General features: G+C 34.6%; 7 protein-coding genes. 6 read left to right on the top strand and 1 reads right to left on the bottom strand.

Annotated elements, in window-relative coordinates:
• Window positions 1-106 precede the first annotated feature (106 nt).
• From G4D63_RS11225 to G4D63_RS11215, 3 genes are read left to right on the top strand one after another with little or no spacing between them, the layout of a single operon-like run.
• Complete coding sequence (locus G4D63_RS11225; RefSeq protein WP_163179731.1) at window positions 107-1,219, top strand: DegT/DnrJ/EryC1/StrS family aminotransferase; 1,113 nt, start codon at window positions 107-109, stop codon at window positions 1,217-1,219.
• 2 nt (window positions 1,220-1,221) lie between these two features.
• Window positions 1,222-2,298: a non-hydrolyzing UDP-N-acetylglucosamine 2-epimerase gene (gene wecB, locus G4D63_RS11220; RefSeq protein WP_163179730.1), complete on the top strand. Its 1,077-nt coding sequence runs from the start codon at window positions 1,222-1,224 to the stop codon at window positions 2,296-2,298.
• Between the two features lie 8 nt (window positions 2,299-2,306).
• The gene (locus G4D63_RS11215; RefSeq protein WP_204559088.1) at window positions 2,307-3,014 is read left to right on the top strand and encodes an acyltransferase; all 708 of its coding nucleotides are present in this window, start codon (window positions 2,307-2,309) and stop codon (window positions 3,012-3,014) included.
• Between the two features lie 71 nt (window positions 3,015-3,085).
• On the opposite strand, the gene G4D63_RS11210 is transcribed toward G4D63_RS11215, so the two are convergent.
• On the bottom strand, window positions 3,086-4,078 hold the full coding sequence (locus G4D63_RS11210) for an acyltransferase family protein (protein WP_163179729.1): 993 nt from the start codon (window positions 4,076-4,078) through the stop codon (window positions 3,086-3,088).
• A 381-nt stretch (window positions 4,079-4,459) separates the two neighbouring features.
• On the opposite strand from G4D63_RS11210, the gene G4D63_RS22275 reads away from it, so the two are divergent.
• The 3 genes from G4D63_RS22275 to G4D63_RS11195 all read left to right on the top strand — a co-directional run bounded on the left by G4D63_RS22275 (window position 4,460) and on the right by G4D63_RS11195 (window position 13,535).
• A complete protein-coding gene (locus G4D63_RS22275) occupies window positions 4,460-7,507 on the top strand; it encodes a glucosaminidase domain-containing protein (RefSeq protein WP_163179728.1) in 3,048 nt (1,015 codons plus the stop codon).
• 197 nt (window positions 7,508-7,704) lie between these two features.
• Complete coding sequence (locus G4D63_RS11200; RefSeq protein ID WP_163179727.1) at window positions 7,705-11,001, top strand: M14 family metallocarboxypeptidase; 3,297 nt, start codon at window positions 7,705-7,707, stop codon at window positions 10,999-11,001.
• Window positions 11,002-11,135: 134 nt separating this feature from the next.
• A complete protein-coding gene (locus tag G4D63_RS11195; protein ID WP_163179726.1) occupies window positions 11,136-13,535 on the top strand; it encodes a S8 family peptidase in 2,400 nt (799 codons plus the stop codon).
• Window positions 13,536-13,614: the final 79 nt, after the last annotated feature.

Raw genomic sequence — 13,614 nt, 5'->3', positions numbered from 1 at the left:
GTAGAATTGAATATTATAAGAATATTTCACGTTATGCATTGTGAAATAATTTATGATTCCATTATAATAAGATGTTGTATATCAAAGTAAAAGGAAGGTAAACAAAATGAGAGTACCTATGCTTGATTTAACAGAGCAATATCAAACACTTAGAAGTGAAATTTTACAGTCAATGGAAGAAGTAATGTCAAGTGCTCATTTCATTCTAGGATCAAATGTAAAAAAACTTGAAGCAGATATTGCTACATACAGTAATGTAAGTCATGGAATTGGAGTAGCCAATGGAAGTGATGCTATACATATTTCTTTATTAGGTTGTGGAATTCAGCCTGGGGATGAAGTGATCGTACCATCGTTCACATTCTTTGCTACAGCTGGAGCAGTAGCAAGAGCAAATGCAGTACCTGTGTTTGTTGATATCGATCCAAAAACCTTTAATATTGACCCTCTGAAACTTGAAGCTGCAATTACAGAGAAAACAAAAGCAATTATCCCAGTTCACCTATATGGGCAAATGGCTGATATGGATAAAATCGTAGAAATAGCAAAGAAACATAACTTAGCAGTAATTGAAGATGCTGCCCAAGCAATTGGAGCAGAATATAAAGGGAAAAAAGTAGGAGAGCTTGGAACAACTGCTACATATAGCTTTTTTCCAACTAAGAATTTGGGAGCATATGGTGACGGTGGAATGATTGTCACAAATGATAACGAAATAGCTGAAAATATGCGTGTCATTCGTGTTCACGGTAGCAAACCTAAATATTATCACCATGTATTAGGTTATAACAGCCGTCTTGATGAACTACAAGCAGCTATTCTAAATGTTAAGTTCCCTCATCTGGATCAATGGAGTGAAAATAGAAGACAAAACGCTGAAAACTATACTAAGCTTTTAAATGAAGCATTAGGGGATCAAGTAGTTACACCATTTGTTGAAGAGCACAACCGTCACATCTTCCATCAATATACAATTCGTGTTGACAGAAGAGATGAGCTTCAAGCCTTTTTAAAGGAAAACGGTGTTGAAACAATGGTTTATTATCCGAAGCCTTTACACTTACAACCAGTATTTGCAGAACTTGGTTATAAAGAAGGAGATCTTCCTGAGACAGAAAAGGCTAGCCTTGAAGCTATTTCTTTACCGATGTTTCCAGAATTAAAAATGGAACAACAAGTTTATGTGGTTGAAAAAATTACAGAATTCTACAAGGGGTAATTATGAAAAAGATACTAACGATCGTAGGTGCGAGACCCCAGTTCATTAAAGTTGCTCCAGTGTCGAGAGTGCTACGTAATGAATTTGAAGAAATTATAGTAAATACGGGGCAGCATTATGATTATAATATGTCTGGTGTTTTCTTTGAAGAACTTAATATTCCTAAACCAAATTATGATTTAGGTGTTGGTTCTGGATCACACGGTGCCCAAACTGGCGCTATGCTTAAGGAGATAGAAGATGTTCTTTTTAAAGAGAAGCCAGATGCAGTATTAGTATATGGTGACACAAACTCAACACTTGCCGGAGCAATTGCTGCTAGTAAATTGCATATTCCTCTATTTCATATTGAGGCGGGCTTAAGAAGTTTTAATAAGAAAATGCCGGAAGAAGTAAATCGAATCTTAACTGACCATGTTTCATCTTTACTTTTTGCACCAACAGAAACTGCTGTTGAAAACTTAAAGAATGAAGGAGTAGTTGAGGGTGTACACAATGTAGGCGATGTAATGTTTGATGCTGTTTTATATAATATTACTATTGCAAACAATAAGTATAAAATTGAAGACTTTCAACTTGAAAGTAAGCAGTTTGTATTAGCAACTATCCATAGAGCTGAAAATACAGATGATCTAGTTAGACTTGAGGCAATCTTCGAATCCTTAAGTAAATTAGAAGATACTATTGTCCTCCCCCTACACCCTAGAACAAAAGGGAAGCTAGATACTTTGGGTATCTCAGATAAAATTAAGGATGCAAAGAATATCAAAATCATCGACCCTGTTTCGTATTTAGAGATGGTATTCTTAGAAAGTCATTCTAAATTTATTATTACTGACTCTGGTGGCGTTCAGAAAGAAGCGTATTTTGCAAAGGTTCCTTGTTTTACGCTAAGAGATCAAACTGAGTGGGTTGAAACTGTAGATATTGGATGGAATCGCTTAGTGAATCCCGTTACGGAAAATCTTTTGGATATAGTGAATGATACCCAAAGTGTTGAGTACGTCGAGCATTTATATGGTAACGGAGACGCTTCAAGTAAAATTGTTAAGGTAATATCAGATTATTTAGGAAAGTAGGAGTCATTTTGACTGTTATTAAAGGAGAAAATGTAGTAATTAAAGAAAATGTGACAATCGGTGAAAATGTTGTTATTGGCAATAACGTCATTATATATGATGGTACTATAATTGGTAATAATGTAATGATTCAAGATAACGTGGTTATTGGTAAACAGCCATCTAGAGCAAAGAATTCAATCCTTCCTGAGGTTAAAAAACTTCCTCCTGCTATCATTGGAGCAGGATGCACAATTGGGACATCAGCAATCATCTATGCTAATGCTACATTAGAGGAAGATGTATTTGTTGCAGATTTAGCAACAATTAGAGAGAGAGTTTCTATTGGCGAAAAAACAATCGTTGGACGTGGAGTAGCAGTAGAGAATGACTGTAAAGTAGGTAAAAAATGTAAGTTGGAAACCAATTCTTATATTACAGCGTACTCTGAATTAGGGGATTTTGTCTTTATTGCTCCGTATGTGGTTACGACAAATGATAACTATATGGCTCGTTCAAAAGAACGTTATGATAAGTTCAAAGGTGTTACGATTAAAGACGGTGGTAGAGTTGGCGCAAACTCCACTATCCTTCCTGGAAAAGTAATACATGAAGACGGAGCAGTTGCAGCAGGAAGTGTTGTGACAAAAGATGTAGAGAAAGAGACCATTGTTGTTGGATCACCGGCAAGAAAACTTCGTGATGTTCCAGAGAATCAGCTGTTAAGAAATCAATAATATAATGTTACGACAGTATAAAAAAAGGATTAGAGAGTGTTCTGCTCTCTAATCCTTTTTCTTTAGGTTATCTATGCTACATTTTTTAGTTCTTCACTGGTTGTGTCACGTTTATAAATTCTTCCGTTGAATAATAAGTTTATAAGGTTACTATTTCTTAGGAGCGAATCCCAAATCAAAGGCACAAGTATTGAAACCATTATGTTTACACCTAATGGTAATTTAAAATAAATCGGTAATAAAATTAGGATAAATGAATGCATATACATGATGGTTAATGAGGCATTACCAAGATAACTGAATATGTTTTGTAAATATTTTATTTTCGAAATGAAGATCGAGCAAGATATGGTTAATAAAATAAAAGTTAATGGAATAACAATGTCTAGCCCAAGATGATTAAACAATTGACTTTTCATATTCATTTTATAATGAATGACTCCTAAATTGTTTAAAATAAGAAAGGCAACTGAGAACGAAATACTTACCAGAAAAATGTAAGTATTGTTAATAATATTTATGATCTTATTGAATTTATATCCTATATAATAGAAGGTTAAAGCAAACGGTACAACCCCTATACTCCAAGGAGTTGGTATGTTGCCAAAGTATAGTGAAAAGTAGTACGAGACGATATAAGAAAAGATGATTGTTAGTAATAAAATACTCTCTTTTTTTATGAAATTTAAAAGTACATAAAAAAGTATACTTGTAAAAAGAAGACAGGTAATATACCAAAAAACAGTGTAAAATCCACCTAATTCTTGCCCACCAAAAATAAACCTTTCCATATCAAGCTGAATTCGCTTCACACTAGGAACTCCATAATGCAAATATCTAACAAGAGTCAGTGTCAGAAGATAAACGACATAAGGAACTAGTAAGGATGCTACTTTTTTACTAACAAAATCCCCTTTTTGTTTGTGGAGATACCCACTTAGAAAAAAGAATAATGGCATATGAAACCAATATATATAAATTGCGATTTGTGGTATAGAATGCCCTAAAACTACTAGAATAATTCCAATCCCTTTTGCGATATCCATCCATTTTAATCTATTCAAAAGTTAACCTCCACATGTCGATTCTTGTAGTATTTTATCTAATTTTGTATAGGAATGCAATCTAGTTCAAATATCTGGTGATAACTACCAGGTTAAGCTAGTAAATTTTACTCATTTAGTAGCCTATAGGACATTATGACTTAAGGCTTAGAATCTCAAAAGTATATATGAATCTTAAATAAATATAGTAATAATTGATGTTAGTCACATAAGAAATTAAAGAGAGTGATTAACATTATATTAATAAATTTAATTTGTAGGTTTTCATAGAAAAGTATAAATTTGGAGTGGAAATTGTCGATTAATAGTATTTATTTTGTTGAAAAAAGTAGTATACTAGTTTTGTATCAAATTAGATAAAAGGGGGGCAATACAAATATTGTGTCAAAGAGATTAACTAAAATATTAGTATTAATTGTAATATTCTCTATGCAGCTAACTGGGTTTAGTAATATCGTTAACGCAAGCGAAGGTTATACTATCAATACTGATGCCTCACTTACAGTTAAAGATGTTGTTACAGTTTATAGCGTTGAGAATAATGTAGACCTTGGGAGGCTTGAACCAGGGCAAACTTTTTATTATGAGAATTATGATAGTGAAAAGGTTTTTGTAAGAATTGGTTCAGTGCTAGGGTATTTAGACAGATCTTTAGTTACTTTGAATGAAAATGCAACACAAAGTAATAGTAATTTGGAATATGTAAGTAGTCTTACTTTAACCGAAGAGACTGAAGTCTATTCTTCGGAAACTCAAGAAAAAATAGCTATTCTTTCAATGCAAGAAATTGATGGGGTATTTATAGATGATAGTACCTTTGAAGTATTGATTGCAGGGAAAAAAGGAAAAATACTTGTTAGTTCTAAAATTGTATTAGACGAAACTACCGAAACAACTGATACAACCGAAGTATTGCCAGACAGTGAAAGTGGGGTAGTCGAAGAATCTAACGATACCACTACAACTGAGCCAGTACAAGAAACAACTGTAGATGTGAGCACTAACACTCAAACAGAATCCACAACTATCACTATAAGTGAAGTTAGTTCAACTACCTTTACAACGAACGATAAATTTTTTGAAGCAACATCTCGTACAGCTATCTATGAAAAGAAAGACGGGAAGCTGGTCCGAGTAGGAGCAGTAGATGCAGGTCAGCAGTATCCAAGGATTGGGGATACAGGGGACTGGCATGTGATCAAGTTTGGTAATACCACAGGGTTTGTAAAAAAGGTATATACGATTCCAAGTGATGGAAAAGCAATACAAAATGCAAATACTTTCTATGCGAATTCCAAAGTGATCATATCACCAAAGCTAAATATTGCGGTTTATGATACGAGTTCCGGAGTATCGGTTCAATATGCATCATTGTATCAAGGTATTCAATATCCCATCATAAGTGATATAGGAGATTGGTTGCGAATTGATGTAGCGGGGAGAATTGGATATATCCGAGAAAAAGATGTAACCATTCCATTTACGCTCAATGATAAATTTTTTGAAGCGACAACTCGAACAGCTATCTATGAAAAGAAAGATGGAGTGCTTATTAGAGTCGGGGCAGTGGATGCGGGTCAACAGTATCCACGAATTGGGGATACCGGGGATTGGCATACCATTAAATTTGGTAACACAATTGGGTATGTAAAAAAAGTATTTACGATTCCAAGTGATGGGAAAAAAATAAAAAATGCTAATACTGTTTATTCCAATTCTAATGTGTCAATCTTACCAAAGCTCAATATTGCAGTATATGATACGAGCTCTGGTGTGTCTGTTCAGTTTGCCTCTCTTTATGAAGGTAATGCCTATCCAATTATTAATGATATAGGGGATTGGCTTCGAGTTGATGTAGCTGGCAGGATTGGATTCATTCGTGAAAGGGATGTAACCAAAGCATTTACGAGCAATGATAAACATTTTGAAGCAACCATTCGAACAGCTATCTATGAAAAAAAGGATGGGATACTTGTTAAGGTGGGAGCAGTAGATCAAGGACAGCACTATCCACGAATTGGGGATACAGGAAGTTGGCATGTCATTAAGTTTGGAAATACAACAGGGTATGTCAAAAAGGCGTATACAGTTCCAAGCGATGGAAAGGCTATTAAAAACGCCAATACAATATACACTAATTCCAAATTATTTATAAACCCGAAGTTGAATATTGCAGTATATGATACAAGTTCAGGAGTATCGGTTCAATTTGCTTCACTGTATGAAGGGATAACCTATCCAATTATCAGTGATATAGGAGATTGGTTACGAGTTGATGTAGCTGGAAGAATTGGATTTATTCGTGAACGTGATATTGTCTTTGTAGGGCTCAATTATTCTTCTTATAATTTGTCATTTGCAGAAGCTCTTGACATGCAAATGAGAGTAAGGCCACAAACAGATAAATATCGAAATAATGCTGCTTATGTTAGTAGTTCGTCAGTTGATGTATTTAATGGTGGTTCAATAACTGGTAGTAGTGTAAACCTACGTACATCTCCTGATTTAGATACAAGTGCTAACATCTATAAAATGGTTGCAAGAGGCACAGCCTTTATTCTACTTGATAACAATGTAACAGGTGATTCATTTAATGGAAGTACAACATGGTTCAAGATTGAATATGAAAATCAAATCTTATATGTTCATAGCAGTTTAGCTAGCTCTAGCTCTAGAATTGCAAAAACAAAAGCTGTTACTAATATCCATGCTGATGTGAATTCTACTAGTCATATTTATGGTACTGTTAGTCAAGGTGCATTATTAAGAGTTGTTAGTGAAGGTACCTCTTGGAATAGTATTGGTATAGGTGCTTGGAGAAATGCAACTAGTGATGATACAAGTTATTTCTTAAATCCTATAAACTTTAAAGATGATGATACTCAAAAATATCAGTTCCTTGATCTTAGATACTTTACTGATATCCCATCGGCAGAATTAGCACAATTACTAAATGGAAAAGGGATTTTAAGTGGAACGGAAGATATTTTTAGACAAGTAGCAAGTCAAGCAAAGATCAATGAACTATATCTCATTTCACATGCTTTGCTAGAAACAGGAAATGGTACATCGCCGCTTGCGACAGGTGTTGTATATAATGGAAAGACAGTATATAATTTCTTCGGCATACACGCATTTGACTCTTGCCCTATCGAATGTGGGGCTAAAAAGGCTTATGACGAGGGTTGGTTTACAGTAGAGCTAGCTATTGCAGGTGGAGCAGAATTTGCAAAAAATAGTTATATTTATAATGGCCAGAACACGTTGTATTCTATGAGATGGAATCCTGCTGGAATGGCGGAAAAAGGCTCTGCAACACATCAATATGCAACTGATATTGGGTGGTCAAATAAACAGGTTCACTATTATTCTCAATTTTATTTCGGAAGAGAATATAATTTACATTTTGATATACCAGTTTACAAGTAAATCAAAAGTTTAGAATAATAGTAAACATCAAAATCATTTTAAAAGTAGTTGGCGAAACCTCGTCAACTACTTTTTTATTTGTAAAATTTAACGTTCTCTATTTATGTAAAACGTGTTTCTTGTCTAAGGTTGTAATAGTATAATAGAATTTGTAATAAAGTGTGATGATTTGTCAATAGAAAAGGGGAAAAGAGAGAATGGGGAAAAAGATAACTGCCTTATTTCTTATACTATTATTACTCGCTAATCAGGTTCATTTAATAGTTAGCGCGACAAGTAATATTACTGTAGAAAATGGTTCTGATAGTATTGAATATTACCAGGTTAATGTAAATACCGAATTACTAGACTCTGAAGGTAGGATCTCTGGAGTACTGCAAAAAGATGCCATTATTAGAGGGGTTCAAGAAAACGAAAAAATCCTACTCTTACTAGGTGAAACTCAGCAATTCTTAGATATTCAGAATGTTACCCTATTAGAGAATTACGAGGATAATGGAGAACATCTTAATGAGGAGAGTTCCTCCACTTCTATTGGCGAAATTATTTCAGCTAATCAAATAGACATTCTATCACTTAACGAAGAGAAGATATTACTCCATCTATCGCCTAATCAGAAGATTCAAGTGATTAGCACGGAGAATAATTATTATAAAATTGACTTCGCCGGTACAATGGGAAGAATTCTATTGAACGATTCCATTCAATTTTCCCCCCTTGGAGAGAGTGGGAACCTAGGTGAAGAAAGCACCGAAAACAAACAAGCTGAATTAGAAAATACCACTAACTTAGAGCAACAAAATGAAGAACAAACCATTACAACAATAATTGCAGAAAATATAGTTAAGGTAAATTCTACTTTTACAAAGGAAACTCAATTCTTCGAGGTGACCAAAAGAACAGCAATTTACGTGAAAGTTGATGGGACCTTAATTAGAATGGGAGCGGTGGATCAAGGACAGATGTATGAGAGGTTGAATCGGGATCTGTCGAGTTGGCACCAAATAAAATTTGGAGATGGAATTGGATATGTAAAGGCAGAATACACAATACCTGCAAATGGCTCCCAGATTAAAAATAAAAATGTTAGTTATTCAAATTCAGGCTATCATTTTAAACCTAAGTTAAATATAGCAGTTTATGATACTTCTTCTGGGTCTAGCATTCAATTTGCAAGTATTTATGAAGGAGTAACATATCCGCTTATCGCAGATATTGGAGATTGGTATAGAGTTGATATTGCAGGTCGAATAGGATTTGTGAGAGAAAGAGATGTAGTAAGAACGCCTTCAATCTATGACACGCATTTTGAGGTAATAGCTCGAGCTGCTATTTATGTAAAAGAAGGAGATTCTTTAGTCCGAGTAGGTGCAGTTGATGAAGGTCAAGTGTATCCAAGATTGAACAGAGATGTATCGGGCTGGCAACAGATTGCATTTGGTAATAAGATTGGATATGTTCGTTCGGAATATACAAAACCGGGAGATGCCTCAAAGATTCAAAATTTGAACACAGCTTATAAAAATCCCAATCTAACCTTTAAGCCAAAGTTAAATATAGCAGTCTATGATACTTCTTCTGGTACTAGCGTACAATTTGCTAGTTTATATGAAGGAATAACCTATCCATTCTTTGCCAATATTGGGGATTGGTATCGTGTAGATGTAGCAGGTCGAATAGGATATATAAGAGAAAGAGATGTAGAAAGAACATTCTCAAACTATGATACACATTTTGAGGTAACAACTCGTACAGCTGTCTATATAAAAGAAGGAGATCAATTAATACGAGCAGGCGCAGTTGATGTGGGCCAAGTATATCCACGACTGAATAGAGACGTATCAAGTTGGCAGCAAATTTCATTTGGGAATGGAATTGGATATATTCGTTCGCAATATACAAAGCCTGGAGACGCTTCAAAGATCCAAAACTTAAACACTTTGTATAAGAATTCAAACTTAGTATTTAAACCAAAATTAAATATAGCAGTTTACGACACATCTTCTGGAAGTAGTGTTCAATTTGCAAGCCTATATGAAGGGGTTACCTATCCTCTTATTGCGGATATCGGTGATTGGTATCGTGTCGATATAGCTGGTCGTACAGGGTATATTAGGGAACGTGATGTAGAACTAATTTTTACTGAAGATACACAATATTTTGAGGTATTAACACGAACGGCCATCTATATCAAAGAGGGAGGAGTTCTAGTTAAGGTAGGCGCTGTTGATCAAGGAGAGATGTATCCAAGAAGTAATCGTGACTTATCAAGTTGGCATCAAGTTAAATTTGGTAACGGAATTGGATATGTAAATTCTATTTACACCAAACCTGCTGATGGAAGTAAAATAAAAAACTTAAACAATTCTGAACCAAATTCATCTGTCAGTGCTAAACCTAAACTAAATATTGCTGTATATGATAATACTTCAGGGCAAATGGTTCGATTTGCTTCATTGTATCAAGGGAAAGTATATCCAATCATTGAAGATATTGGTAGTTGGTTAAAAGTTGATCTTGCTGGTAGAATTGGCTATATTGCTAAATCTAACGTTGATCTAATATACACACCAACCGATGTAGTAAATCCAAAACAAGAATACACGTATGAAGAAATGAGAAGAGATTTACTGCTCATTCAAAATATTTATCCAGGATTAGTGGAACTGAAAACCATCGGTAAATCCGTTGATGGTAGAAACATATATGCGATAAAAGTTGGTAAAGGAAGTACCGAAATCTTTTTTAATGCATCTCATCATGGTCGAGAGCATATAACAACCAATCTAGTAATGGAAATGATTGATCAATACACTAGGAACTACGCACTTGGTGGAACCTTTGGTGGATATAACGTGAAACAAATACTGGATAATACAAGTATTTGGTTTGTCCCAATGGTAAACCCTGATGGTGTGACTCTTGTACAAAGAGGACACACAACTGCTAAAAATCCTGATTACGTGTTGAAATTAAATAACAATAATCTTGATTTTTCAAGTTGGAAAGCAAATATAAGAGGTGTTGACTTAAATCGTCAGTATCCTGCAGATTGGGAAAATATACGTAATAATCCAGGTGTACCGGGACCACAAAATTACAAAGGAACTGCACCATTAACTGAACCTGAGGTTGTAGCTCTATACAATTTTGTATTAAATCATAATTTTAAAACAGCTGTATCGTATCATTCTTCTGGAGAGATCCTATACTGGCACTTCCATCAGAGTGGCGCTAGAATGGAAAGGGATTATCAAATTGCAAAGGCAATCTCTAATCAAACAGGTTATAGAATAGTAGATCCAGTATCTAATCCTAGTGGTGGAGGATTTACAGATTGGTTCATATCTACTAGATTACAACCTGGTTTTACACCAGAAGTTTCTCCATATACGTATGGACAACCTGTGCCATTGAGCAACTATGATGCTATTTGGCTAGAGAATAGATCAGTTGGTTTAATGCTTGCAAAAGAAGCATTTGAAAGAAATTAAAACGTTAAAAAATAATCCTATCATTTTGTGATAGGGTTATTTTTTATTTGGTTTAACCAAATAATACCTTGTTAATTCGACAGGTTTCGATTATATAATAGATTATATGATTAGTTTATGGGGGTAATAGTATTATGACCATGTTAAAGAAACTAGTAGCAATTTCAATCCTAATTTTTTGTTTAATGATAAATGGCGAAACTAAATTTGCAAATGAGGTTATTGATGAAGCTCTTACTAAAGAGCAAGAACTAATTCCAATAACGATTCTATTTAAAGATCAAATTAATGAACAATTACTCACTAGTTATTCGATTAAAGTTGAAAGAAGTTATGATTTTCTACCTGCTGTCACTGTTATGGTCCCTAAACCTATCATAGATGTCATTAAGGTTAATGAATCAATCCAAAATATTATCTATGAGCAGCCCATAAAAGTTTTATCACAGGTCGAGGATTGGGGTATTAGTAAGACTCGCGTTAATAAGACTTGGGAGGCGGGGTATACTGGTCAGGGTATTGATGTTGCGGTATTAGATACAGGTGTTTCTACTCATAGTGACCTAAACATAAAGGGTGGTGTATCGTTTCTAGAAAACTCCACTTCCTATCATGATGACAATGGTCATGGTACACATGTAACTGGTATTATCAATGCGCAAAATAATACTATTGGCACGAGAGGTGTTGCCCCAAATGCAAACGTATATTCATTGAAAATTTTAGATTCTCAAGGATACGGAACAACGTTTGACTTAGCTGCTGCCATTGAATGGTCCATTCAGAATAAGATGGATATCATTAATTTAAGCTTTGGTTACTTAAATGAAGATCCCGTTATTAAAGAATTATTAGATACTGCATATAACAATGGAATATTAGTTGTTGCTGCTGCGGGAAATAATGTAGAAGAAGTAATGTACCCTGCAAGACATGCCTCTGTCATTTCTGTGGGTGCTGTAGATGAAATGAATTTGAAGGCTGATTTTTCACCAACCAGTAATGAAATAGAACTTGTAGCTCCAGGAGTAGGAATTATAAGTACTTACCTAAATAATGAGTATAGTATCATAAGTGGGACGTCAATGGCGACACCATATGTAACTGGAATTTTAGCTCTTTTAAAAGAGGCAAATCCCACTCTGGGTGCAGTAGAGCTTCGTTCACTTCTTCAGAAAACTGTATTAGATTTAGGGGTACCAGGTAAGGATCAGGAGTTCGGTTTAGGTTTAGCTCAAAGCTTAGATTTTCCTGATCAACATTCAGTATTTAATCCTTCTGATAAATATTTCAAGGCAATTGCAAGAACTGCAATATATGTAAAAATAAATGATAAATTAGTTAGGTCTGGAGCAGTAGATGATAATCAAGAATATCCTAGAATAAGAGATTACGGTGATTGGCATGAGATTAAGTTTGGCAATGGAGTAGGTTATGTCAAAAAGGAATATACACGCCAAACTAGCGGTGAAAATATAAAGAATTTAAATACAACGTTCAAAAACTCGTCCTTGAAGATTATACCTAATAAGAATATTGCGGTTTATGATAATACATCCGGAAGGTTAGTTCAATTCGGATCATTATATAAAGGTGTCGAGTACCCAATCATAAGTGATATTGGTGCTTGGCTTCGTGTAGATCTGTCAGGAAGAATAGGATTTATTAAAGAGAGCGATGTAAAGTATGTATTTCCATCGACTGCCAAATATTTTGAAGTATTAACTAGAACGGCAATATATGAAAAGAAAGATAACCAGCTTGTTAGAGTAGGAGCAGTTGATGCTGGACAAGAATATCCAATAATTAGACACTACGGAAACTGGCTCGAAATAAAGTTTGGCAATGGGATTGGCTATGTAAATAAACTATATACCAAGCCATCTAGTGGTAGTAGGATTAAAAATTTAAATACTACAATTAAAAACTCTAAAGTATTTGTGAGTCCTCTTGTAAATATTGCTGTTTATGATAATACGTCTGGTAGTCTAGTACAGTATGCGTCCCTTTACAAAGGGGTCAAATATCCTATCATAAATGATATTGGGTCTTGGTTAAGAGTTGATGTAGCGGGGAGAATCGGTTTTATAAGAGAGAAAGATGTGCAACAAGTATTTACAAGTGATGTACTTTTCTTTGAAGTAAACACCCGTACTGCGGTTTATCAAAAAATAAATGGATCTTTAATTAGAGTAGGAGCAGTTGATGCAGGCCAAGAGTATCCTAGAATCAGAGATTATGGTAGCTGGCATGAAGTCAAATTTGGCAACGGAGTAGGTTATGTAAAAAAAGAGTATACCAAGCCATCTTTCGGTACGAACATCAACAACCTAAATACAGGGCCTAGCACTTATACGAAATTAGTAAATCCAGTTGTAAACATTGCCGTATATGATAATACGTCTGGTAGCTTAGTTCAGTTTGGTTCTTTATATACAGGGTTCCCATACCCAATCATTCAGGACATAGGCTCCTGGTTACGGATAGACTTGTTTGGGAGAGTAGGATATATTAACGAGAAGTTTGTAAAATAAGACTCGGTATTAATTAACAATTTCATTTTCGCAAAAATTGTAGTAAAATGTTGAAATTAGGTATTCTAAATACAATACT

Source organism: Bacillus mesophilus (genome assembly GCF_011008845.1).
Lineage (GTDB): Bacteria > Bacillota > Bacilli > Bacillales > SA4 > Bacillus_BS > Bacillus_BS mesophilus.
The sequence above is the reverse complement of the archived record's forward strand: the minus strand, read 5'-3'. Positions and strand labels throughout refer to the sequence as shown.